At 64.9% G+C, this 22,873-nt stretch carries 22 protein-coding genes; 20 read left to right on the forward strand and 2 right to left on the reverse strand.

Features of this window, described 5'->3' with window-relative positions; genetic code table 11:
- The first annotated feature begins 6 nt into the window (after positions 1-6).
- The 18 genes from RMP10_RS15695 (at position 7) to RMP10_RS15780 (ending at position 17,817) form a co-directional block, all read left to right on the forward strand.
- Positions 7-1,623: an NAD(P)-binding protein gene (locus RMP10_RS15695; RefSeq protein WP_310571132.1), complete on the forward strand. Its 1,617-nt coding sequence runs from the start codon at positions 7-9 to the stop codon at positions 1,621-1,623.
- Positions 1,624-1,851: 228 nt separating this feature from the next.
- Positions 1,852-2,241 (forward strand): co-chaperone GroES family protein, encoded by a 390-nt coding sequence (locus tag RMP10_RS15700; RefSeq protein ID WP_309673294.1) that lies wholly within the window; start codon positions 1,852-1,854, stop codon positions 2,239-2,241.
- A gap of 14 nt (positions 2,242-2,255) precedes the next feature.
- Complete coding sequence (locus RMP10_RS15705) at positions 2,256-2,675, forward strand: BrxA/BrxB family bacilliredoxin (protein ID WP_345785808.1); 420 nt, start codon at positions 2,256-2,258, stop codon at positions 2,673-2,675.
- Between the two features lie 39 nt (positions 2,676-2,714).
- Positions 2,715-4,397, forward strand: a complete 1,683-nt coding sequence (locus tag RMP10_RS15710; RefSeq protein WP_310571133.1) for a serine/threonine-protein kinase — start codon at positions 2,715-2,717, stop codon at positions 4,395-4,397.
- A gap of 414 nt (positions 4,398-4,811) precedes the next feature.
- On the forward strand, positions 4,812-5,000 hold the full coding sequence (locus RMP10_RS15715; protein WP_309673291.1) for a Flp family type IVb pilin: 189 nt from the start codon (positions 4,812-4,814) through the stop codon (positions 4,998-5,000).
- Positions 5,001-5,088: 88 nt separating this feature from the next.
- A complete protein-coding gene (locus tag RMP10_RS15720) occupies positions 5,089-5,274 on the forward strand; it encodes a Flp family type IVb pilin (protein WP_309673290.1) in 186 nt (61 codons plus the stop codon).
- A gap of 5 nt (positions 5,275-5,279) precedes the next feature.
- Positions 5,280-5,651, forward strand: a complete 372-nt coding sequence (locus RMP10_RS15725) for a hypothetical protein (RefSeq protein WP_310571134.1) — start codon at positions 5,280-5,282, stop codon at positions 5,649-5,651.
- A gap of 84 nt (positions 5,652-5,735) precedes the next feature.
- Positions 5,736-6,281 (forward strand): prepilin peptidase, encoded by a 546-nt coding sequence (locus tag RMP10_RS15730; protein ID WP_310571135.1) that lies wholly within the window; start codon positions 5,736-5,738, stop codon positions 6,279-6,281.
- The gene (locus RMP10_RS15735; RefSeq protein ID WP_310571136.1) at positions 6,278-6,751 is read left to right on the forward strand and encodes a TadE/TadG family type IV pilus assembly protein; all 474 of its coding nucleotides are present in this window, start codon (positions 6,278-6,280) and stop codon (positions 6,749-6,751) included. The genes RMP10_RS15730 and RMP10_RS15735 overlap by 4 nt, the downstream gene beginning before the upstream one ends.
- 35 nt (positions 6,752-6,786) lie before the next feature.
- Complete coding sequence (gene cpaB / locus RMP10_RS15740; RefSeq protein ID WP_310571137.1) at positions 6,787-7,758, forward strand: Flp pilus assembly protein CpaB; 972 nt, start codon at positions 6,787-6,789, stop codon at positions 7,756-7,758.
- Between the two features lie 58 nt (positions 7,759-7,816).
- On the forward strand, positions 7,817-8,968 hold the full coding sequence (locus tag RMP10_RS15745; RefSeq protein WP_310571138.1) for a pilus assembly protein N-terminal domain-containing protein: 1,152 nt from the start codon (positions 7,817-7,819) through the stop codon (positions 8,966-8,968).
- A gap of 43 nt (positions 8,969-9,011) precedes the next feature.
- Positions 9,012-10,211: a hypothetical protein gene (locus RMP10_RS15750; RefSeq protein ID WP_310571139.1), complete on the forward strand. Its 1,200-nt coding sequence runs from the start codon at positions 9,012-9,014 to the stop codon at positions 10,209-10,211.
- A gap of 170 nt (positions 10,212-10,381) precedes the next feature.
- Complete coding sequence (locus RMP10_RS15755; RefSeq protein WP_345785809.1) at positions 10,382-11,707, forward strand: CpaF family protein; 1,326 nt, start codon at positions 10,382-10,384, stop codon at positions 11,705-11,707.
- Entirely contained in the window at positions 11,704-12,666 is a 963-nt protein-coding gene (locus RMP10_RS15760; protein ID WP_310571141.1) for a type II secretion system F family protein, read from the forward strand. The genes RMP10_RS15755 and RMP10_RS15760 overlap by 4 nt, the downstream gene beginning before the upstream one ends.
- Positions 12,666-13,595: a type II secretion system F family protein gene (locus tag RMP10_RS15765; protein ID WP_309668915.1), complete on the forward strand. Its 930-nt coding sequence runs from the start codon at positions 12,666-12,668 to the stop codon at positions 13,593-13,595. The genes RMP10_RS15760 and RMP10_RS15765 overlap by 1 nt, the downstream gene beginning before the upstream one ends.
- 1,319 nt (positions 13,596-14,914) lie before the next feature.
- Entirely contained in the window at positions 14,915-16,450 is a 1,536-nt protein-coding gene (locus RMP10_RS15770) for a hypothetical protein (protein ID WP_310571142.1), read from the forward strand.
- Positions 16,451-16,612: 162 nt separating this feature from the next.
- Entirely contained in the window at positions 16,613-17,062 is a 450-nt protein-coding gene (locus RMP10_RS15775; RefSeq protein ID WP_310571143.1) for an antitoxin Xre-like helix-turn-helix domain-containing protein, read from the forward strand.
- Between the two features lie 62 nt (positions 17,063-17,124).
- Positions 17,125-17,817 (forward strand): RES family NAD+ phosphorylase, encoded by a 693-nt coding sequence (locus RMP10_RS15780; RefSeq protein WP_310571144.1) that lies wholly within the window; start codon positions 17,125-17,127, stop codon positions 17,815-17,817.
- Positions 17,818-17,873: 56 nt separating this feature from the next.
- Here RMP10_RS15780 and RMP10_RS15785 read toward each other — a convergent pair whose 3' ends face one another.
- Positions 17,874-19,160: an ABC transporter permease gene (locus tag RMP10_RS15785; RefSeq protein WP_309668910.1), complete on the reverse strand. Its 1,287-nt coding sequence runs from the start codon at positions 19,158-19,160 to the stop codon at positions 17,874-17,876.
- The gene (locus RMP10_RS15790; RefSeq protein WP_310571145.1) at positions 19,153-20,127 is read right to left on the reverse strand and encodes an ATP-binding cassette domain-containing protein; all 975 of its coding nucleotides are present in this window, start codon (positions 20,125-20,127) and stop codon (positions 19,153-19,155) included. Before RMP10_RS15790 ends, RMP10_RS15785 begins: the two co-directional genes overlap by 8 nt.
- Between RMP10_RS15790 and RMP10_RS15795 the strand changes: the two genes are divergently transcribed.
- Positions 20,115-21,701: a hypothetical protein gene (locus tag RMP10_RS15795; protein ID WP_310571146.1), complete on the forward strand. Its 1,587-nt coding sequence runs from the start codon at positions 20,115-20,117 to the stop codon at positions 21,699-21,701. The two genes, RMP10_RS15790 and RMP10_RS15795, sit on opposite strands and share 13 nt — an antisense overlap.
- The gene (locus RMP10_RS15800) at positions 21,698-22,861 is read left to right on the forward strand and encodes a glycosyltransferase family 2 protein (protein ID WP_345785802.1); all 1,164 of its coding nucleotides are present in this window, start codon (positions 21,698-21,700) and stop codon (positions 22,859-22,861) included. The genes RMP10_RS15795 and RMP10_RS15800 overlap by 4 nt, the downstream gene beginning before the upstream one ends.
- The last annotated feature ends 12 nt before the right edge of the window (positions 22,862-22,873 follow it).

Raw genomic sequence — 22,873 nt, forward strand, 5'->3', positions numbered from 1 at the left:
GCTTCGATGAGCACGTCGCGTCGCGAATTTGTGCGCGCCCTCGGGGTCATCGCGGTAGCGCCGGCGTTGATCGGGCTCACCGGAAAGGGTCGCGTGATCGGCGGCGGCTTCGTGCCCGACGGCAGCGCGGAGGGCCACCTGATGCGCGACAGCGCCGCGCGCGCTCGGCTTCGCACGAGTGCGGCCAGGCGGGCCGAGCGCCGCGTGAAGGTCGCCATAGTCGGTGGAGGCATGGGTGGCCTCTCGGCCGCGTGGAGACTCGATGCCCTGGGCATGCACGACTGGACGCTGCTCGAAATGGATGCGCGTACCGGCGGCAACGCACGCTCGGCTGACTATCGCGGGCAGCGCGCGCCATGGGGAGCGCACTACGTGCCGGTGCCGTCGCACGACGCCGTGCACGTGCGACAGCTGTTTCGCGAGCTCGGCGTGCTCAGTGCCGACGGCGTATGGGACGAGCGCGTGCTCTGTCACACACCGCAAGAGCGCATCTGGCAGCACGGCCGCTGGCACGAAGGACTCGAACCCACCGACGCCATGTCGCGGGCGCACCGCGAACAGTTCCGCCGCTTCGAGGAGCGCATCGGCGAGTGGCGCGCGACGGGCATGTTCAGCGTGCCCAGCGCCGAGGGACATGCCCGCCGACTCGCCGCGCATCGCGCCGGCGGCGTGGCCGCCAAGCAGGCGGCGGCGGTTGGCGCGCTCGATGCACAGACGGCGCTGGAGTGGATGACCCGTGAGGGCTTCGACGCCCCAGCGCTGCGCTGGTGGGTGGAATACGGCACACGCGACGACTACGGTGCGTCGCTGAGTCAGGCCAGTGCGTGGGCTGCGGTGCATTACTTCGCCGGACGCGACAAGGAAGAGCAGGGGCCGCTCACGTGGCCGGAAGGCAATGACTACATCGCCCAACGACTCACGCAGCGATTGTCGGCGCGGCGGCATGCCGACGGGCGCGCACGCATCATGACCGGCGCCCCGGCTTGGAACGTGGCGCGACGCGGCACGAAGTGGATCGTCGATACGCCCACAGAACGCATCACGGCCGACGTCGTGATCTGGTGCGCGCCGCTCTTCGTGCTGCCACGGGTATGCGACGTAGTCACGCTCCCCGTGACGCAGGAGTATGCGCCGTGGGTCGTGGCCAACATCGTGGTCGAACGGCCGCCGGCATCGGTAGGCGCGGAGCTCGCCTGGGACAACGTGATCTACGGCAGCCGCTCACTCGGATACGTGAATGCCGCCCATCAGAGCTTGGGAACGTCCCCCGATCGCACCGTATGGACATGGTATCACGCCGTAGTCGATCGCCCCGCGCGTGAGGCGCGGCAGTACCTGCAGCAGCGCCCGTGGACGGCGTGGCGCGACGAGATCCTGGCCGACCTGTCGCGCGCCCACGGCGACATCGCCGACTGCGTGGCGCGCATCGACATCATGCGCTGGGGGCACGCCATGGCGCGCCCCACGCCCGGTGTGCTGGGTCAAATCGCCGCGCTGCAATCGTGGCAACCCGCTCCACACATGTACGTGGCGCACGCCGATCTGAGCGGGCTGAGCCTGTTCGAGGAGTCACAATGGCATGGCGTACACGCGGCTGACTCAGCGTTCGCTGCCATAGGCTAACCAAGCGCCAAAGCCCAAAGCCCAAAGCCCAAAGCCCAAAGCCCAAAGCCCAAAGCCCAAAGCCCAAAGCCCAAAGCCCAAAGCCCAAAGCCCAAAGCCCAAAGCCCAAAGCCCCCAGCCCACAGCCCACAGCCCACAGCCCACAGCCCACAGCCCACGGCCCAAAGCCCACAGCCCCCAGCCCCCAGACTAGATTCCACTAAGAACCCCAGCGCGTGTCAGGAGTACATGAATCGCAAGCACAAACGTCTGCTCGTCGTCGGTGACCGCGTCCTCGTGAAAACCGAAGAAGGCGACCAGCGCTCGAAAGTCGGGCTCTATCTGCCCCCCACGGCCATCGATAATCAGGCAGTGCAAGGTGGCGAGATCGTCTCCACCGGCCCTGGCCTCGCGCTCCCGGAACTCACCGATCAGGGCGAAGAGCCTTGGCGGATCTCCGGTGGCTCCGGCCGTGAGGCGCGCTTCGTGCCCATGCAGGCGCAGGTCGGCGACTACGCGCTCTTCTTCAGAAAAGCCGCCGTCGAAATCACGTTCGAGAACGAGCAATATCTCGTGGTGCCGCAGGCGGCGATTCTCGCCCTCGTGCGTGAGCCGCGCGAAGACATTCCGGAATACTAGGAGATCGACCCATGATGTATCCCGAGTACATGCTCCAGCCCATGCGCGAAGAACTCACGCGCCTTGGCGTGCAGGAACTGCGCACCGCCGACGCCGTCGATGCCTTGCTGCAGGAACACAAGGGGACCGCGCTCGTCGTCGTGAACTCCGTGTGCGGCTGCGCCGCGCGCAACGCGCGTCCGGCGATCGCCATGGCGCTGGCCAATGCCGCCAAGCCGGAAGTGTCCACCACGGTGTTTGCCGGCCAGGATCGTGAAGCCACCGACCGGGCGCGCTCCTACTTCACCGGCTACGCGCCAAGTTCCCCGTCGATTGCGCTGTTCAAGGACGGCGACGTCGTGTTCATGCTGGAGCGCTATCAGATCGAAGGCCGCAGCGCGCAGGAAATCGCGCAGGATCTCGCCGGCGCGTTTGACCAGTACTGCGCCGCGTAATCAGCGGCGTCCTCGTGTGACGACACGCCAGTACTGGCCGTGAACAACCCGAACGACGGCACCGCCGACGCCTTGGCGCGTGCCGTCGCCGGACAGTTCTCCATTGAGCGCGAGATCGGACGTGGCGGCATGGGCGTCGTGTATCTCGCCCGTGACGAGCAGTTGCATCGGGCCGTGGCGATCAAGACGCTGCCGCCGCATCTGTCGTACGATCCGCAAGTGCGCGCGCGCTTCCTGCGCGAGGCGCGCACCGCGGCCGCGCTGTCGCACCCCAACATCGTGCCGGTCTACACGGCCGCCGAGCGCGATGCCGTCGTGTACTTCGCGATGGGCTATGTCGACGGCGAGTCGCTCGCGGAGCGGCTCACGCGGGACGGTCCGATGACCGTTGCCGGCATCGTGCCGATTATCCGGCAGCTCGCCTCCGCCCTGGGCTATGCGCACGAACACGGCGTCGTGCATCGTGATGTGAAGGCGGAGAACATCCTGCTCGATGCGCATGGACGGGTCATGGTCACCGACTTCGGCATCGCGCGCGTCACCGAATCGCAGCCTCTCACGGCCACCGGCACCGTGCTCGGCACCGTGCAGTACATGAGTCCGGAGCAGGTGTCGGGTGAGCCGCTCGATGGGCGCAGCGATCTCTATGCGATCGGTGTACTCATGTTCTTCGCGGTCAGTGGCCGGTTTCCGTTTGAGCGGCCGTCCGCGTCGGCGGTGCTGGTGGCGCACGTGAATGCACCGGCGCCGCGCCTGCGCGATTTCGTCCCGGACGTGCCGTCGCCCTTGGACGATCTGGTGGCCACGTTGCTGGCCAAGTCGCCCGATCGGCGGTTGTCGTCGGCGCGTGATCTGCTCACGGCGCTGGCGTTCATGTCGAGCGCGGCACTGGAGGGCGCGGTGCCCAATCGGACGCTCGCCCGGGCGCCGGTGGTGCCGCTCGCGTTCCCGTCGCCGCTTTCGAGCGCCGATGCACAGCAGGTGTGGGCGCGCGCGGCCGAGCTGCAGGCGCATACTGGTGCGGTGGTGCCGCCGCCGCACTTTGAACCGACTGCGGAGAGCGAGACCCGCGGCTACACGCCAGCAATCGTGAAAGAGGCCGCGGTGGATGCGGGGATCGACGCCCGGTATGTGGAGCGGGCGCTCCTGGAGCGGTCAAACGCGTCGCGGGCGCCGGTGAGTGTACCGCATGGCGAAACCATGGTCCGCAAACCGAACGTCTTGCTGGGAGCGGGCACGAAGATCGAGGTGTCGGCGGCGTTCGACGGCGAATTACAGACTGACGACTTCGAAGAAGTGGCCGACGAAATCCGTCTGGCCTTGGGTGAGATGGTCACGGTCAGCGCCGTCGGACGTACGCTCACTGTGACCACCGGCATGCCGTCCAACCGGCAAGGTGGGATGCCACGCTTCATCCAAGTACATCTCGCCTCACGCAACGGACGGACCACGGTACGAGCGTTCGAAGACCTGACGCAGCTCGCCGGGGGATTGTTTGGCGGCCTCGGGGGAGGGCTTGGTCTGGGCGGCGGCGCCATGGTCGCCGGCTTGATTTCGGGGGTGGCCGGGGGTGGAGCGGCGCTCGTGCTGGCGGCGCTGGCGTCGACGGTGGTCGGGGCGCTGGCCACGGCGCGTTTCTTCTTCATGCGCAGCGCGAGGAGTCGGCAAGACGAACTGGAGCGCTTGGTTCAGCGTGTGATCGCCCGCGCACGCGGAAGCTGATACGTGCTGCACGTCGTGCATTCTGCGTGACGCGTGACTGCAGCACTGGTGTGGGCGGTTCTTCTGTGTGGCGTTACTCCAGCGCTATTGCGGCATGATTGCAACAGCTCCAAATGATCGTCTGCTGTCACCGTCGTCTCTGGCCCGTCTATAGTGATCCGCAGTAATACTTGATGAAGTATTTTTAATGAGTCAATGTGTTGATCGTCAACGTTTTAGATGTAGCGATGTTAACATTAACGTAGAGTTTGCCGATTCGTTGACGGTCCCGGGCCAGTTTCCAACATGGTGACGAGTGCGTCACAGATGTGGCGCAGCGATTGCTCACTTCTACGGCGGTGCGGCGAATCGCTGCCATCAACCTTTAACGGGCACGATCTCCGATTATTGCCCATTTCCCAACCCGGAGTGGAAATGATGTCGACCGTCAGCAACACCCTGCGCCGCTTTGTCCGTGAAGAAGAAGGTGCCTCGCTGGCCGAGTACGCGCTGCTGCTCGGCGTGATCACCGTGGCCTTGATCACCGTGATCACGTCGTTCCGTAACTCGATCTCGAATATCTTCCAGAAGACGACGAACACGCTGAATTCGGCCGGCTCCTGAGCCTTGGTTCGTGCCGGCGGGGCTTTTTGTCCCGTTGGCCGACCCGACGTCAAGCGCTTCGCGCCTTCCACCCACTCTGGACCTGACCATGCGGAAACTTACGAACGTCGCCCGCCGGTTCCTTCGCGAAGAAGAAGGCGCCTCGCTCGCCGAATACGCGCTGCTGTTGGGCGTGATTGCGGTTGCCTTGATCACCGTCGTTACGCAGTTCAAGGATTCGATCTCGAACATCTTCAGCAAGACGACGAACACGCTGAACTCCGCCGGGTCCTGAGTCGGGTGAGAAGCCGGTCGTTCCGCCGCCCGCTCGCGTCGAAGATCGCGCGAGAAGACGACGCAGCATCGCTCGCCGAGTATGCCCTGCTGCTGGGCGTGGTCGCGGTCGCGCTCGCTGTCGCGGTGTCACAGCTGTCAGGATCGGTTTCGAACCTGTTCGCGCGGACGACGAACTCGATGGGGCAGGTCAGTGCAGAGAGCGGAACGTCAGGTGGCGCGGTTGGTGGCGACCCAGGAACTGGGACTGGAACCGGCAACGGAACGGGTACAGGAACCGGCAACGGCGTGAACGGTAACGGCGGTGGCCAGGGTAACGGTCAAGGCAACAACGGCAACGGCAACGGCAATTCCGGCAATAACGGAAAGAAGCCGTAACCGATTTGTTCGTATTGCAATCGGGACCGAAATTCAGCGAGTTGCCAACGGATCCGCAGTAATCGAAAAGATAAACTTTGCTTCATGATATCGTCGACATCAAGCGTCCTGTTCTTCGCCGTGGTGTTGGGGACCTTGCTGGCGGGCGCTGTCATCAGCGATCTCCGTGAGCGCCGGGTTTCCAATGTCCGCAATCTGGGCGTGTTTGTGACTGGTGTGCTTGCGTCGGTGCTGATGCGTGGTGCCGCCGACGGGATGTGGCAGGTGCTGTCGGGCGTGGGTCTGGCGCTCGCGATCTGGTTCCCGATGTTCGCCCTGCGATTGATGGGAGCTGGCGACGTAAAATTGATGGCGGCGAGTGCGGCGTGGTTGGGATGGCAGGGCACGTTGGTCGCTTCGCTCGCCACCGGCATTTACGGTGGGCTGCTTGGCGCCTTCTGGCTGCTGCGGTCGCACGGTGCCGTCAGTGCGCTCAACACGGTGGCTACGGCAGTACGCGCGCCGTGGATTATGAAGCTGCGCCCATATGAAGCGCGCGACCGTGTGCCATACGCCCTCGCCATCGCCGCCGGCGTTGCCACGGCCTTCTGGATTTCCTTTGGTTCTGCTCTCCGGAGTGCTCACTCATGAAGCGTTCTTTACGTCGATTTCTTCGTGAGCACGACGCGGGACCGATCGTGGAGTTTGCGGTGGTCGTGCCGGTGCTGTTGCTGTTGCTCTTCGGCATCGTCGACTTCGCGCAGGCGTTTGGTCAACGAAACAATCTGGTTGCAGCGGTGCGGGAAGGCGCGCGCTTCGCGGCGTCAAGCTCAGATCCTTGCAACGATCAGGTGCGGATACGTAAGCAAGTTACGGATTATTTCGTGAACGTTACGGGAAACAGCCTTCCAGTGGTGCCGACGATAGCGTTCACGCCAGTGAACGTCTGCTCAGGGGCAACACCGAGAAATCTGGAGTCCGTTATGGTCTGCGTCCGTAACTATCCGGTCAATTCCACGATCTCAAAGCTGACGAAGCGAGCGCTAGTCCTTCAAGCGTCTGCTGTGTTTCGCTGGGAACAAGCCCCCAGCACAATTGCAGACTCGATAACCAAGTGCTGATCCCACGTGTAGTTCTCCCTCTGTCGTGACCACCTATGTTTGGTGACCGTCGTTATCGCTTCGTGCTGTATATCGCCCTGCTCGTGGCCGGCTTGGCAACGCTCGGGGTGTATCGCGTCATTGACGGCATGCGCGCCAGCAGCCGTGTGGCCACGCAAAACGTCGTCATCGCCTCGGCTGACGTGCCCGAAGGCACCGCATTGACCGCCGCGACCTTGGCCGTCGTGCAGTTGCCGGTGGCTGCAGTGCCAGCCGGTTCCTACACGTCGCCCGACTCGGTGGTCGGGCGCGTGTCCCGCATCCCGATCTTCAAGGGCGAAGCGATCGTCCCCGGGCGTCTCGCTCCCGACGGCACCGCCGGCGGCATCGAAGTGAAGATTCTCCCGGGCAAGCGCGCGATGTCGGTGCGCATCGACGACGTCGCCGGCATCTCTGGCATGGTGCAGCCGAACTCGCGCGTCGACGTCATGCTCACCACGCGCGACGCGACGGCACAGGGGGCGCAGGTGTCGAAGCTGTTCATGAGCAACATGCGCATTCTGTCGATCGGGTCGAACATCGCCCGCGGCGAAGACGGCCGTCCGATCAACGCGCCCACGGCGACGCTGGAAGTCACGCCGGCCGAGGCCGAGCGTCTCGCCCTGGCCGTCCGTGAAGGCGCCATTCAACTCGTCCTTCGCGGCTACGGCGATCCCGACTCGGTGCAGACCACCGGCGCCAAGCGCGGTGATCTGCTCACGCAGGTGGACAACGGTCCGCCGCCCGCTCCGGCACCAACGCCCGCACCGTCGCGCGTGTCGCGCGCGCCCGCGCGCCCGGCCCCCGCAGCACCGATTGCCACCGTCCCGATTCCCGAGAAGACCGACTCGGTCGTCGTGCGCGTCTATCGCGGCGACCAGCTGTCATCGCTCAAGTTCGAACAGGCGCGTGATAGCGCGCGCCGTGATTCACTCCGTCGTGCCGAGCAGCGCCGACGTGACTCCATGCCGCCTTCGCCGTTTCGCTGAGTGACGCGCGGCCCCCGCGGTCGCGGTGTCAATTCAATTTCGTATTTCTGGAGACTTCATGCGTGCTTTGAATACCGCGTTGATGCGTACCGCCCACGTGGCGATCGCTGCCGTCGTGCTCGGAGGCAGCTCGAGCGCTGCCGCGCAGTCCGCGACGCCGGTTACGCCCATCGAGACGATCACCATGTCGGTGGGACGCTCCCTGCCGCTCGATCTTCCAGCGGCCGTCACGCAGGTGACGCTGGCCAATCCCGCGATTGCCGACGTGGTGGTGCTCAACGAGCGTAGCGTCGTGTTGAACGCGAAGGCCATTGGCGAAACCGACGTGCTGCTCTCAGGACCGATGCTCGGCCGTCGCCACCTGCGCGTGTCGGTGTTTCAGGCTACCGACTCGCGGCAGATCGCGCTCGGCGTGAAGTTCGCCGAAGTGCGCCGCGATGCGCTGTATGAAATCGGCATCTCGGGCCGCTACGACGCGAAGAACGGCAATACGATTGCCGGCAGCGGCGTGCTCGCGCCCACGACCAGCGGCGATGGCATCGCCGGTTCGTCCTCCACGCGCTTCGTCGGCGCGCTGCTGAACTTCGGCACCACCGACATCACCGCGTTTCTCGATGCGCAGCAGCAGGCCGGCCGCGCACGCTCCTTGGCCGAACCCACGCTGATTGCGGGTAACCGCGAAGAGGCCAGCTTCCTTGCCGGTGGTGAACTGCCGGTGCCGATTGCGCAGCCGGGTCAGGGCGGGCAAACCTTCATCACGATCCAGTACCGTCCCTACGGCGTGCAGCTCAAGTTCCGCGCCGAAGTCATGTCGGACTCGTTGATCAAACTGAAGGTCATGCCGGAAGTTTCGAGCCTCGATTTCGGCAACGCCGTGCTGCTCTCCGGTTTCCGCATTCCCGCCATTCGCGTACGCCGGGTGGAGACCACGCTCGATGTGCGTCCCGGCGAAAGCCTGGTCATTTCCGGCCTCTTCAACGAAGAGCGGGAGTCGGTGCGCACTGGTATTCCGGGCCTCATGAGTCTCCCGATCATCGGCGCGCTGTTCTCCAGCAATCGCTGGCAGAACGCCGAGTCGGAATTGTTGGTAGTCGTCACGCCCACGCTGCTCAACCCGAATGCCGCGCGCGGTACGCGCACCATCAAGCTCACGCCCGACAGCCTCACCCCGGCCCTCGAGGCGCTCAAGAAGCGTCTCCCGCCGCAGTGATGACGGCAGCGATGCTGCGTTCCTCGCTCTCCCGGTCTTCCTGATGCGTCGTGCGGTCATCGTCCGTGACTCGCTTGGTCCGCTGACATCGCTGGTCCCTGTATTTACGGGGGCCGGCTTTGGCAAACCCGTCGAAGTCGAGAGCGTCGAAGCGCTGGTGGCGGCGGCGCTCGATAACAGTGCGGATCTCCTCGTCCTGCCACTGCTGACGCCGAGTCAGGCCGAACTCGACGACGTCGAGACGCTACTGCGTGAGCGGCCCTCGATGGCGGCGATCGGCACGGCACCGACGGCGAACAGCGATCTTATCCTCGCCGGATTCCGTCGTGGGCTCTCGGAGTTTCTGGTGGCCCCCGCCGATTCCGCCGAACTCGCGGCCGCGCTGGCGCGACTCGAGTCGCGCTGGGAACGCGCGCCAAAGGGCGGACATGTGACGGCCGTGTACAGTCCTGCCGGCGGCGCCGGTGTGACCACGGTCGCGGTCAACCTCGCGCACGCGTTGGCTCTGCGAAAGCCGGCCGGACGCGTGGCGGTGGCCGATCTCGTCGTCGGCCTTGGTGACGTGGCCACGCAGCTCAATCTCGCGCCCACGTACGACCTCGGTGAACTCGTGCGCAAGCTCGATCGCGCCGATCATGAGTCGCTCCACTCGATCGTGGAAAGTGTGGCCGATGGCATGGATGTGCTCACCGGTACCAGCGACCTCGAACTCGGCGAAGAGGTCACGGCGGAAGCGGTGCAGCGTATCATGACGCTCATGCGCTCCAGCTACACCTACACGGTATTGGACGTCGAACACACCGTGTCGCCGCGCACCATCGCGGCGCTCGATGGTGCCGATCGTATCGTGATGGTCTTCCAGGTTACCGTGGCGGGACTGCGCAAAGTGAAGCGCGCGCTGGCGCTGTTTGGGCAGCTCGACTTCCCGGTTGAGAAGGTGGTGCTGGTGGCCAATCGCGTGGGCGCGGGTGACGTCATGCCATGGCCCGATGTGGCCAAGGCGCTTGGCCGTCCCGTCGACTTCCGCTTGCCGAACGCCTATCAGGTCGTCGCCGATGCGCAGACGCGTGGCGTACCGATTACCGCCAATGCCGCCGGCCCCGGGGCACAGGCGCTTATCGAAGCGTATCACCTGCTCGCTGTGCGCTTGATGGGCCAGAAGGGCTTCGTCACCGGCAGCAATGAAGTCCTGCCGACCGCTCGCGCCGGCTTCGGCCGACTCCTCGGCAAGCTGAGGAAGTGACCGTGGAACGCTCATTACGCGACCGACTGCTCGGCAAGAAGCCGACACCGCCCGCCGGCGCTTCCGGCGAAGGTGGCGCCAATGGCAATGGTGTCGCGCCGGTCGAAGCAACGATCGATCCGTTGCACGGCCTGCCGCAGCCGGAGGAAAAGAAGGAATCGGACAACGGGGTGCTCTCCCCTGTTGACCTGCTCAAGCGCGACTTGCACCAGAAGCTCATCGACCGCCTCGATCTGGCCGCGCTCGAGAAGATTCGCGACGAGTCGATGCTCACGCAGCAGATTCGTGCAGCGGTGCTCGAGTTCCTGCGCATCGAGCAGGCGCCGTTGTCGGCAGCCGAGCGCGATGAAGTAGTCGAACAGATCGTGTGGGAGGTCACCGGACTCGGTCCGATCGAACCGCTCACGCGCGATCCGTCGGTGTCGGACATTCTCGTAAACGGTCCGAAATCGGTGTACGTCGAACGGCGCGGCCGACTCGAACGGACCAGCATCACGTTCCGCGACAACGCCCACCTGCTGACGATCATCGATCGCATCGTGAGCAAGGTCGGTCGTCGCGTGGACGAATCGTCGCCGATGGTCGATGCCCGTCTCGCCGACGGCTCGCGTGTGAACGCGATCATTCCGCCGTTGGCGATCGATGGCCCGGTGCTCTCGATCCGTCGGTTCGGTGCATCGATCGGGCCGCGGCGGCTCGTGGAGCTGGGCGCGATGTCGCCACCGATGCTGCGGTTGTTGGCCGCGTGCGTGGTCGCGCGACTGAACATTCTGGTGTCCGGTGGCACCGGAGCCGGTAAGACCACGATCCTGAATGCGCTCTCGAGCTTCATTCCCGGTTCGGAGCGTCTCGTCACCATCGAAGACGCGGCCGAATTGCGATTGCAGCAAGCGCACGTGGTGCGACTCGAAACTCGGCCGCCCAATACAGAGGGCCGCGGTGAAGTGAGTGCCCGCGACCTGGTGAAGAACGCCCTCCGTATGCGCCCCGATCGCATCATCATCGGCGAAGTGCGCGCCGGCGAAGCGCTCGACATGCTGCAGGCCATGAACACGGGTCACGAAGGCTCGCTCACCACCGTGCATGCCAATACGCCGCGCGACGCGCTCGCCCGTCTGGAAACGATGGTGCTGTTCGCTGGTACCGCCCTGCCCACGCGCGCCATTCGCGAGCAAATGGCATCGGCGCTGCACCTCATCGTGCAGGTGTCGCGTATGTCTGATGGTACGCGCCGTATCACGAGCATCACCGAAGTGACCTCGATGGAAAGCGATGTGATCACGACGCAGGAGATCTTCCGCTATCGTCGGCGCGGTGTGGCCGACGATGGTACGGTGCTCGGTAACTTCGAAGCGACCGGCGTGCGTCCGTTGTTCATGGAAGCAATTCTCGCCCGCGGCATTGACCTGCCACCCGAAACATTTGCTTTTGGTGCGGTGAGTCAGGCCGGCCCGGGCGCGCTCGGCCTGCTTGGTGAGGGTGGACTGCCGGCATGACTGCGCTCGTACTCACTCTGGTCTTTCTCGGCGCCATGCTGCTGGTCGTCGGCGGTTTCGTGTTTGCCAACCGGCGACGGCTCTCGGCGGCTGATGCGGCGCGAGTACGCGTGGGCGAAGTCGGCGGCATTTTGCGCAGCGACGTCCCGATATCGATTCTGCGCGACGAGCGCGTTTCGGATTTCAAGACGCTCAACGAACTGCTCTCCGGCCGCAACATCACGGTCCAGCTGGAGAAGCAGCTGGCCCATGGTGGATCGCGCCAGAAGCCGGGCGAATTCGTGCTGTTCACGCTGCTCTCCGCCATGATCGGTCTCACGATCGTGCAGTTCCTGGTGGGCGGCGTGGTGAATTTCGTAGGGGCCTTCTTTTTTGCGTTCATCCCGTGGCTACTCCTGCGCCGCCGTCAGCGGAAGCGGATGAAGCAGTTCGAGATTGCCTTCCCCGATGCGCTCGATCTCATGACGAACGCCCTGCGGGCTGGCTATTCGTTGCAGGCGGCAATGGAGTTCGTGGGACGCGAATCGCCCGCGCCGCTCCGCGCCGAGTTCCTGCGCTTTTATGACGAGCAGCGACTCGGTGTCGATGTGCGCACGGCGCTGCTGGCGATGCAGGAACGCATTGGTACGGAAGAAGCGCGCCTGTTCGTGACGTCGCTGATCCTGCAGCGCGAAACAGGCGGTAACCTGGTCGAGCTGCTGTCGAATATCTCGAATCTCATTCGCGAGCGTCTCAAGTTCCAGGCGAATCTGGAAACGCTCACGGCCGAGCCAAAAATGTCGGCCCGTGTGCTGGCAGCCATGCCCTTCGTGATGTTCGGCATCATCTACACGATCAATCGCGAGTACATGCAGCCGTTGTTCACCGAGGCGCTCGGCAAAGGGCTCATCGTGTACGCGTTCGTCTCCGTGGTTATCGGGTATCTGATCATGGAACGAATCGCCAGCGTGGACATGTGATGGGTGATCTCCCGCTGTCACTGCTGTTTCTTGTCGGCACGGTCATCGTGGCGGTGTGCACCATCGTGTACGTGGCCATCGCCGAGCGCGAGCGGCGCGACACGATGCAGCGCGTATCGCCGGAGACTGATCCGTCCCGCCTGGCGGAGCGGCTGCTTCTGAACGAAGAAGCCAAGGCGTCATCGCGACTCGCAGCGTGGCTTCGCGAGCGGATGCCCGAGGGACTTATTTCCGATGAGGCCAGTTCGAACAAGCTGGTGCACGCGGGCTTCGACGGAACGGCGGCCCCTGTGATCTTTTCGGCTATTCGTATTGCCGCCGCGCTGCTGCTGCCGGTGCTGGCCTTCGTGGCCGCGCCGCACGATCAGCCGATGTGGCTGACGGTATCGATCGTGATGGGTATCGTGGCCGGTGTCGCTGGGCCGCAGGCGGTGGTCGATCGACTGGCGCAGAACCGGCAGGATCGGATCCGCCGCGCGGTACCCGACGCGCTCGATCTGTTGGTGGTGTGTGTAGAGGCCGGTGTGTCGCTCGATGCCGCGATCATCCGTGTGGCGCGTGATCTGGCCAACGTGCGACCAGAGTTGGCACTCGAGTTCGCGCAGGTGGTGCGTCGGGTGAATGCTGGTATGCCGCGTGAACGCGCGTTGCAGACGCTGGCGCAGCGCACCGGTGTGGATGAACTGCGTACGCTGGTGTCGAGCATGGTGCAGACGGAACGCTTGGGTACGTCGATCGCGCGCGTGCTGCGCGTGAACGCCGAGTCGTTGCGCGTGCGGCGCCGGCAGAAAGCTGAGAAGAAGGCGGCTGAGGCGGCTCTAAAAATGATCTTTCCGCTCGCGCTGTTTCTGCTGCCGGCACTGCTGGCGGTAATCGTTGGTCCGGCAGCCCTCACCGTCGTGAGCCAGCTCGGTAATTTGAGTAAGTAGAACGACTTTTCGGATTCGGGTGGTGCGTTGTCACTTTCCGCGGGGAGGCGGACTATGCGTCGGAAGCAGCGAGTGGGGACAAGTCGGCCGCGTCGCGGTGCGACGCTGGTGTTCGTGGCGGTCTTTGCGGTGGCGCTCGTTGGCCTCGCAGTGTTTGCTGTAGACGTGAGTCGACTTTACGTGGGGGCGAATGAGCTACAGACTGGCGCGGATGCAGCCGCACTTCGCGGCGCCCTCCATCTCCAACGCTACCCGACGTCGAATCCGACCGCGGAGACCATAAGGTTCGCCAAGGTTAACGAAGCACTCGGCGACTCTGTCCGCTTGTCAAGTAGCGACGTTCTTGGACTAAAATGGGCTCCTGACAGTGCTCGAGATTACGGCCGCGGTTTCGGATCAGGAGCGAATGCCGTCGAGGTGCATGCGTCACGGGCTGGCAGTCTTCTATTCGGACGACTCCTCTCGGCTATCGTCTCACCGACGCAACGAAACGCAATAGCATGGGTCGCAAACGTTACGCGTATATCATGTCCTACGCCATGGGGATTTCCTCTAGCTTCGCTCAACCAAAAGCTGTACGGGGCGAGCAATACTTTAACATCGGTGACACTATACGCCGATCTCGTAGCGAAGCTAGCCGCGCAGAACGGCCCGCGAGATCTGACGGTGTTTTTCGTACCGCCTACACAAGCTGGGAAAGGAAAGACCCCGCCGTTGAATGGCACCAGCGGGTACTACCAAGCCATCACGGATGACAAGAACGTCAACATGAATTCGTACCGTGACCAGGTGGCGAATCCTTCCACGCATTGCGGAGCAAACGCATCAGTGGGAATATCAAACGAGACGGAAAACTTCAGTGGCGAAGGGAGCGGTACGGTTCAGAAGAAAACACCGGAGGCGGCATTCGGACTTAGTAACGCCACTTCTGGCAGCCTTTGCGCGCAGGCTGTCGGGACCTCGGATTGCTGGCCTCGGACAACCGTAAGTTTTAGCGGAGCGAACCCCGGAGTAGAGGTTTCAGTCGCGTGGCTTGAGTCGACGACGGGAGCCAGCAGCAAAGCGCTAACAATTGGCGGGTTTCGCGTGATGTGCATCATTCGTGACGAGGATAAGAAGCAACCCAGTGCGCAGAGTTGTGCATGGGCAGATGGGGCCAATCGAGCCTACTTTACTGGGATCGGAGTACCCGCGGTGTTGCCCGAGGGTACGATTGTTGGTTATCCGGTGACTACTGCTCCTGGACTCGGCCAAGGCACGTCCCTCGGCAACGCACCGTCGCTCGGCCAGCGCCTCATTCTCGTTCGCTGACCATCCGCATGCGCACCTCCCTCGCGCCGGGCGCCGTCGCCCTCGCGCTCGCCGCACTCTGTGCGACGGGCGCTCGTGCGCAGGGACTCGATCCAACGCCGGCCTCGCAGTGCGGCGAACGCACTGTCACTGTGCAGCCGGATAGCGCGGTGGCCGATACGCGTGTGCTGATCCGCTTCGCCGCCGGTCTCGCGTCCGATACCGACGATGCATTCCTCGCGCGCGCCCTTGGCAAGCTGGTCGCCGAGCGCATTCGTCAGACGCTGTCGATCGACGTGCGTTCGCGCGGCTTGAGCGGTGGTTCGGGCAGCGCCGATGCGGCCAGCGCCGTGGCCGAGGGTCGTGTGCTGGGGGTGCGCTATGTGTTGGTCGGCACCGTGCAGCGGCGCGACGATCGCTCGGTGATCGACTGGCGCCTGGTCGACGCGCGCTCCGGCAAGCAGACCTCGAGTGGCGTGGCCAGCGAGCCGGTTGGTGCCGTGGACAGTCTCGTGAATGCGATGACGTCGGTGATGACGCGCGCGCTCGGGCGTACGGCCACCAAGCCCGCAGCGCGCGACCGACTGCACTCCCGCTCGCCCGACGCCATTCTCTCCTTCCTGCGTGGACTCGCCGAGGTCGAAGCATTCGATCGGGGCCGCTTGCAGCGCGCCGACAGTGCGCTGCAACGCGCGATCGATCTCGACCCCGCCTTCGTCGCCGCGCGCTTTCGACTGGCCGAATTGAGTGTGCGTCAACTGGACTGGGTCGAACACTCTGATCGTGCGCGCGCGCAACTGGTGCAGACGGGACTCTGGTCGATTGGCGCGGTGCTGCTCAAGGAGCCGTACGACGTGCAGGCGCTGGCCCTTTTGGGGCGACTGTACCTGCACAAGGGAACGCCGGCGCTCGCACAGCCCATTGTGCTCGCGCTCCGTGCATTGGCGCCGGACGAACCGGCCACCGTGGAACTCGATGCGCGCGTGGCGCGGGCACTGGGCCGTGATGACGAGGCCCTGAAAACCGTGCGCGCGTCGGCCGCCGCCACCGAGCGTAGCATCGACGCCCTCATGGTCCGCGCCGATCTCGAGCGACGCGTGGGCGATCGCGTGGTCGCCTGTCGCGTGCTGAATCGCGCCATCGCGCTCGACGCCACGCACGCCCCAGCCTACGTATGGCGCGCCATCGTGCGCAGCAACCTCGGCGAGTTGCGCGAAGGATGGGGCGATGCCGAAGTGGCGTCGCGGCTCGGGCGTGCCGATTGGGGCGAACTCACCGGCGCGCTCATCGATGTGGCCGTGCGCGACACCGTACGCGCTCGCACCCGCGTGATGCCGCTCATGACGGCGAGCAGCCTCGATTCGGCCGGCTGGCTCGACCTCGTGCTCCGCGCCGCGGTGGCGAACAGCCTCACCACGCCGGCGGCAGCGCAGCGGGCCCTTCTGCGCATTTCCTGTCGCGATCCGCGTCGGGTGGGGTTGGCCAACGAGCCGCTGCTGCGCTACCTACGTCTGCCCACCAACTGCATCGCGCCGCGCACCAAAGTGGCGACCGGCGCGAACTAGTAGAGATCCTCGAGACGCCAGCAGTACACGTCTGCGCGATCACGACGCACGACAGTCAGGCGTGCGTAATGGGTGTCGGCCGCCGGCCGACACCTCATGCGCCGCTCTTGACGATTGTCCAGTTTTGACATACCATTGTTCAAAACAGGACAGGAGCTATCCATGCCGGTGGTGACCTCGAGCGCGCAGGACGCAGAGACACGGGCGCAGCTTGCCGGGCCTGCGATCCGAGCATTTTTTCGGATCACAGACAGCTGGGGTCTCACGGATCAGCAACGCCTGGTCCTCTTGGGCGAGTCGGTGGCCCGGTCGACGCTGCAAACTTGGAAGGACAGCACACCGCGCACTTTGAGTGTGGACCAGATTGAGCGCTGCAGCTACGTCGTCGCCATCTACGAGGGGCTGATGCGCGTATTTCGCCGTGCCCCGGAGTTATCGGTGCGTTGGCTCGAACTGCCTCGTGCTGAGCATCCGTTCTATGGCAAAAGCGCCTTGGCGTTCATGCTCAACGGGCGGAGCGCAGACTTGGCCGCGGTGCGCGCGCTGGTCGACCACGTGAACGGCGGGCCGCCCAGTCGCGCGGAATACCCGACCCCGCCCCGTGAGGCCTGACCCATGCTGATCACGCAGGTCGGATGAGTAGCCCGTGGACGCCTCCTGGCCTTATGCCGGGGATGACGATCGCCCTCGGCTCGAGCGGTGGTGCTGGCGGAACGCTCATGGCGTCACCGATCGACTGGCCCGCCGCCGCCCGCATCATCGGCAGTGAGTACTCCGGAGAGAATCTGTTCGATCAGGTCGCCTCATCGAGCGATGTCGACGATCTGCTCGCGCTCGCGGACCTGACCAGCCCGACGATCCGTGCGGCGCAAGGCGAGATCGACCTCGTGCCGCTGGAGGACCGCCTCTATGGGCCTGGGGCTGGCCTGATCATGAGCGCATTCAGCTGGCCCGGTCGCGAATCGCGCTTTTCAGATGGGACCTTCGGCGTGTTCTACGCTGCCGGCACGATCGAGACAGCCATCGCCGAAACCACCTATCATCAAGCGCGCTTTCTCGCCGGCCTACCGCCAGTGGCGGTTGAGAAGACGGTGCTCCTCGTCGCAGTGCAGGAAACGCTGGTCGACGTGCGTCATCCACAGCCCGCACCGCCCGGCATCTACGACCCGCTGGACTATCGACTTGCCCAGGCGTTTGGCGCGACGGTCCGTCGGCAGCAGGCGTTCGGTCTTGCGTACGACAGCGTTCGCGACCGGCCAGCGGGCGAGTGCGTTGCGATCCTTCGCCCTCCGGCGCTCGTGCCCCCGGTGCGCGTCCATCAGACGGTGGAGTATCACTGGGACGGCCACGGCATCGCAGTGCGGTAATCGGCGCGCAGACGAATCCGTGCGTGGTTCAAGACGATTTGCCACCGACGCCGTTCTTACCCGTCCAGCCGGATCCAGCGGATGATCTCACGGATCGACGGGCGCTTGCCATACATCAGCAGCGCCGTGCGATAGAGTCGGCCGGCCGCAACCATCGCACCGATCGCCAGCAGCGACAGCAAGCCGATCGAGACGACCAGTTCCGACGCGGGCACGGCCACCAACCCAAGTCGCAACGGCATGATGATCGGCGACGAGAACGGCACGAGCGAGAGCGTGCGGGCGATCGGGCCATCGGGGTCGGCCAGCGCCGGCTGTAACAGCGCGACGCTGCCCACCAGCAGCATGAGCACGGGCGTCTGGGCCTGCTGCGCTTCCTGTTCGGAGCTCACGATGCTGCCGACCGCCGCAAAGAGTGCGGCATACAGTACGTAGCCCAGCAGGAAGTACGCGAACAGCGGGATCATGTCCGTCCATGACACCGACGGGAGGGACATGCTCGACGACGCCACGCCCAGTGCGGACAGAATGCGTCCGCGGTTTGCCATGAGCGTGATCATCGACGTCGTCCAGAAGCCGAGCTGCACCAGCGCCACGCCACCGATGCCGAGCACCTTGCCCGAGAGCAGAATGCGCGGTGACACGCTGGCCAGCACGAGCTCGGACACCCGCGACTGCTTCTCCTCGGTCACGCTGCGCAACACGATCTGGCCGTACAGCACGATCACGATGTACAGCAGCACGGCTACGCCGGCGCCGAAGATCAGGTTCACCTGGGCCGATCCCGTGCGGCCGTCGCGCATCACGCGCTCCACCTTCAGAGCCACGCGCACCTGCGCCAGCTTGAGCGCTGATTCGGCGTCGAGGCCGGCCGCTGCGACGCGCTGCCGCAGCATTTCCCGCTCGATCGCTTTCTGCAATCGTTCCGACGTCGAGATCGGCGCGCTGCTGGACAGCAGTACCGACACGGCGCCCGACTCGATCGACGTTGCATCGAGATAGGCGACCGCGGGCAAGCGGTCGGCCGCGATCTCGATGCGCAGTGAGTCGAGCGTTTTCGCGGTAGTCACGTCGGACGTCGCCAGCACCCTCGGTGCCTTCGACGTGCCCATCAATCCACCGGACAGCTCGGTGGCGATGCCGGCGCCGACGTCCTTCCCTGTCGCGTCGACGATCACCATGGCGGAGAGGTCGACCGAGCGCGCGGAGCGAAACGCCAGCCACGGCGGCCCAAGCGTGAGCGCGGCGAACAGAAACGGTCCGAACAGCGTGGTCAGCAGGAACCAGCGCGAGCGCACGCGCTCGCCGAACTCGCGTGAGATGACGGCGTAGAGCTTACCCATTGCCACTGAGCCCCGCTTCGACGCCGGTGGCGCCCACACGTTCCAGGAAGATCCGATGCAACGAGGCTTCGGAGCGATCGAATTTCACGATCTCGACGTCGTGCGCCACCAACTGCCCCAGCAACTGCTGCGTGGTCGCGCCGGCGGCGAGATCGAGTTCGACCCGTTGCCCATGATCGTCGTACGACGCCACCAGCAACGTATTCTCGAGGACCGCGCGAGCGTGATCGCGACCGTTGCCGGCGAATTCAATGCTCACGCGTCCCGGTCCGCCGTACTGCTTCTTGAGCGCGCTCATGGCGCCGTCGGCCACCACTTCGCCACGCGCGATGATGGCCACCGCATCGCACATGCGTTCGGCGTTGTCCATGAGGTGCGTACTGAAGATCACCGTGCGTCCTTCGCGACGCAGATCGAGCACCGTGTCCTTGAGCACTTGGGCATTGACCGGATCGAGACCGCTGAACGGTTCGTCGAGGATGACCAGCTCGGGCTCGTGCAGCATCGTGCCCACGAACTGCACCTTCTGCTGCATGCCGCGGGAGAGGTCTTCGACCTTGGCACTACCCCAGTCCTGGGTGGCGGTGCGCAATCCCATGCGATCGAGCCAGAGATCGATGCGCCGGTCGGCTTCCTTGGTGGGCAGCCCTTTCAGCCGCCCGAGGAAGCGAAGAACGCGACGGACCTCCATCTTGCGGTAGAGTCCGCGTTCTTCCGGAAGGTATCCGACGCGATCGGAGACGGACGGGTCGCCGGCTGGCTTCCCTAGCACCTCGATGTGTCCCGAGTCGGGCACCATGAGGTTGAGAATCATCCGGATAGTCGTCGTTTTCCCGGCCCCGTTGGGACCGAGTAGACCGTACACCGTACCCTTGGGCACTGACAGGGAGACGTCACGCACGGCGACGTGATTGGCGTAGGCCTTTCGGACGTGGTCCACGCGAATGGCAACAGATGAAGAAGTCACCAGAACAAAGTAATACCGATTCGGGGTTTGCCGAGCTCAGCCGTGAGGTGGATTTCGGCTGGGATCTCGTGCTGTGCCTGCTGGTGGCGACGGTGGCGGCACTTTTAATGCCGCTCGACGACGCCGACCTGCCCATGCACTTGGCGACAGGCGCCTGGATCCTGGATCACGGGCGGCTGCCGCTCACCGAGCCCTTTGCCTGGACGCGCATGGGGGCGCCCTTCTACGCCTACTCGTGGCTCCCCGAGGTAGCCTATGAGACCGCACGGCGCGCGATGGGACTGGGCGGGGTCTCGGTGGTGCATGCGGTGGCCGTAGCGGGCGCGGTGGTGGCTGTGTGGGATCTGGCGCGGGCCGCACGGTGGTCGCTGTGGGCCACTCGGCTGATGCTATCGGTGCACGTCATTTTTTGGCTGTTGGTGCAACCGGCCACCAGGCCGCAGCTGGTGCTGGCGATCGCGCTGCCGTTGGCGTGGGCGGCGGCGTATCGGCTGCGGAGCGCGGCGTCGCCGGTGCTCGGGCTCGCGATGACGTTGTTGGCAGCGGCGATGGCGGTGAACTCACACCTGTTGTTTCCGCTTACGATCGTCCCGGTGGTGGTGCTGTTGGGGGCCGAGCGGTTTCGGGTGAGTCGCGTGGCGGGATTTGTGGTGGCCACGGTCGTCGGGTGGCTTTGCACGCCGAACGCGCTGCATCTGCTGGACATTTTGCGGCTCAATCTCGGTGCCAATGCGCTATTGGGCGCCGCGTCGCCAATCATGGAGCTCGAACCAGGGTTCGGCTTTCTGATCAAGGCGGCCGTGGGCACGAAGCTCGTGGCGGGCGGCCTACTGGTGTTGCCGCTGCTGCCGTTCTACGCTCGGCTGCCGCAGCGTGAGCGGTGGTGGCTGGGCATGGCATGGTTGGCGGGGCTTGGACTGTTCGGATTGGCCATTCGCGGGCTGTTGCTCTGGTGGCTGCTGGCGATGCCGGTGGTGGCGTTGGCGCTGGCGAGTATCCCGCTGCCCAGGCTCGTGTCCACGCAGCGCGCGGTGGTGGGCGCGTGGGTGGTGGCCGTGTTCGCGCCGATCGGGCATGCGGTGAAGGCGCGTGAACTGCTTGGCCGTGTGGACGGGCTGCCGCATCCCGAAGCGAAGGCGCTGGCGCCGGCGGTCCGCTGGCTGGAGTGCGCCACGGCGGGCGCGGATTCCACGCGTGGCGTGCCCCGCGGCACGACGATGTTCGACGACGGGAGCTATCTGGTGTGGCGGGTGCCATCGGTGTCGTGGTCGGTGGACGGGCGCGCCATCTTCCCCGACTCGGTGGCGAAGGCTGAGGCGGGTCAGCAACTGCGATATGGCGCCGTACTCAGCCCACCGTGGCAGCATGGTGACATCGCGCTATTGCCGGTACAACACGCGTCGGCAGCTGCACTCGACGCCGACTCGTTGTGGCGCTCCGTACCGACAGATAGCGTCGCGGGGCGTGCGCGCCTGCGACTGTGGGTACGGCGGGCGTGGTTGGATCGTCAGAGCACAGTGGGTTCATGCGCATCGGCGACGGCTGCCGTGTCTCTTCCCGTGGCGAACGAATGATCGTGAGCGAATCCGATATCGAACTGTCGATTGTGATGCCGTGCTTGAACGAAGCGGAAACGCTGGCGGTCTGCATCGCCAAGGCGCGCTCATTTCTGGCGCGGAGCGGCGTGGTCGGTGAAGTGGTCATCGCCGACAACGGCAGTACCGACGGGTCGCAGGCGATCGCCGAGCGCGAGGGCGCGCGCGTGGTGCATGTGCCGGTGCGCGGGTACGGGGCGGCGTTGCAGGCCGGTATTGCCGGCGCGCGCGGTCGATACGTGATCATGGGTGACGCCGACGATAGCTACGATTTCTCGAAGCTCGATGCGTTCGTTGAAAAGCTGCGGGGCGGGCACGATCTGGTGATGGGGAATCGCTTTCGAGGCGGCATCGCCCCGGGCGCGATGCCGTTCTTGCATCGCTACCTCGGCAACCCGGTGCTGACCACGATCGGGCGGGTGTTCTTCGGCAGCCCGGCGCGGGATTTTCATTGCGGACTGCGCGGCTTTCGTCGCGAGGCGATCCTCGCCCTCGATCTGCGCACGACGGGCATGGAGTACGCCAGCGAGATGGTGGTGAAAGCGTCGCTGAGCGAACTGCGCGTCACGGAAGTCCCGACGACGCTGTCACCCGATGGGCGCAGTCGTCCGCCGCATCTGCGTACGTGGCGCGACGGCTGGCGGCATCTGCGGTTCCTGTTGTTGTACAGTCCGCGGTTCTTGTTTTTCTATCCCGGGGCGACGCTGTTGCTGGTGTCGACGGCGGTGTTTGCGTGGTTGTTACCGGGGCCAGTGGTGTTCCGTGGCTTCGGGCTCGACGTGCACACGCTGCTCTTCGCCTCGGCGGGAATTCAGCTGGGCTTGCTGTCGATGTACTTCTGGTGGTTCGCGCGCACCTTCGCGTCTTCCGCGGGACTTCTTCCCGACTCGGCGCGGGCCTCGAGGCTACAGCGGCTGTTTACGCTCGAGCGTGGGCTGATTGTCGGCGGCGCCGTGTTCGGCGTGGGACTTTGGCTCGCGGCGGAAGCCGTCTTCTCGTGGAAGGCCAAGAACTTTGGTGGCCTCGACTACCAGATCACGTTGCGCGTGGTGATCCCGGCGGTCACCGCCATGGTGAGCGGTACGCTGATCGCGCTTGGCAGTTTCCTGGTCAGCCTGCTCACGCTCGGTCGCCGATAGTGTCTCGCCGTC

The organism is Gemmatimonas sp., assembly GCF_031426495.1.
Taxonomy (GTDB): domain Bacteria; phylum Gemmatimonadota; class Gemmatimonadetes; order Gemmatimonadales; family Gemmatimonadaceae; genus Gemmatimonas.

Coding starts and splice junctions, on each gene's coding strand:
- RMP10_RS15760 (WP_310571141.1), top strand. CDS start 11,704: ATGACTGCGCTCGTACTCACTCTGGTCTTTCTCGGCGCCATGCTGCTG.
- RMP10_RS15705 (WP_345785808.1), top strand. CDS start 2,256: ATGTATCCCGAGTACATGCTCCAGCCCATGCGCGAAGAACTCACGCGC.
- RMP10_RS15695 (WP_310571132.1), top strand. CDS start 7: ATGAGCACGTCGCGTCGCGAATTTGTGCGCGCCCTCGGGGTCATCGCG.
- RMP10_RS15770 (WP_310571142.1), top strand. CDS start 14,915: ATGCGCACCTCCCTCGCGCCGGGCGCCGTCGCCCTCGCGCTCGCCGCA.
- RMP10_RS15745 (WP_310571138.1), top strand. CDS start 7,817: ATGCGTGCTTTGAATACCGCGTTGATGCGTACCGCCCACGTGGCGATC.
- RMP10_RS15715 (WP_309673291.1), top strand. CDS start 4,812: ATGATGTCGACCGTCAGCAACACCCTGCGCCGCTTTGTCCGTGAAGAA.
- RMP10_RS15775 (WP_310571143.1), top strand. CDS start 16,613: ATGCCGGTGGTGACCTCGAGCGCGCAGGACGCAGAGACACGGGCGCAG.
- cpaB (WP_310571137.1), top strand. CDS start 6,787: ATGTTTGGTGACCGTCGTTATCGCTTCGTGCTGTATATCGCCCTGCTC.
- RMP10_RS15700 (WP_309673294.1), top strand. CDS start 1,852: ATGAATCGCAAGCACAAACGTCTGCTCGTCGTCGGTGACCGCGTCCTC.
- RMP10_RS15780 (WP_310571144.1), top strand. CDS start 17,125: ATGACGATCGCCCTCGGCTCGAGCGGTGGTGCTGGCGGAACGCTCATG.
- RMP10_RS15735 (WP_310571136.1), top strand. CDS start 6,278: ATGAAGCGTTCTTTACGTCGATTTCTTCGTGAGCACGACGCGGGACCG.
- RMP10_RS15750 (WP_310571139.1), top strand. CDS start 9,012: ATGCGTCGTGCGGTCATCGTCCGTGACTCGCTTGGTCCGCTGACATCG.
- RMP10_RS15720 (WP_309673290.1), top strand. CDS start 5,089: ATGCGGAAACTTACGAACGTCGCCCGCCGGTTCCTTCGCGAAGAAGAA.
- RMP10_RS15795 (WP_310571146.1), top strand. CDS start 20,115: ATGAAGAAGTCACCAGAACAAAGTAATACCGATTCGGGGTTTGCCGAG.
- RMP10_RS15730 (WP_310571135.1), top strand. CDS start 5,736: ATGATATCGTCGACATCAAGCGTCCTGTTCTTCGCCGTGGTGTTGGGG.
- RMP10_RS15785 (WP_309668910.1), bottom strand. CDS start 19,160: ATGGGTAAGCTCTACGCCGTCATCTCACGCGAGTTCGGCGAGCGCGTG.
- RMP10_RS15765 (WP_309668915.1), top strand. CDS start 12,666: ATGGGTGATCTCCCGCTGTCACTGCTGTTTCTTGTCGGCACGGTCATC.
- RMP10_RS15800 (WP_345785802.1), top strand. CDS start 21,698: ATGATCGTGAGCGAATCCGATATCGAACTGTCGATTGTGATGCCGTGC.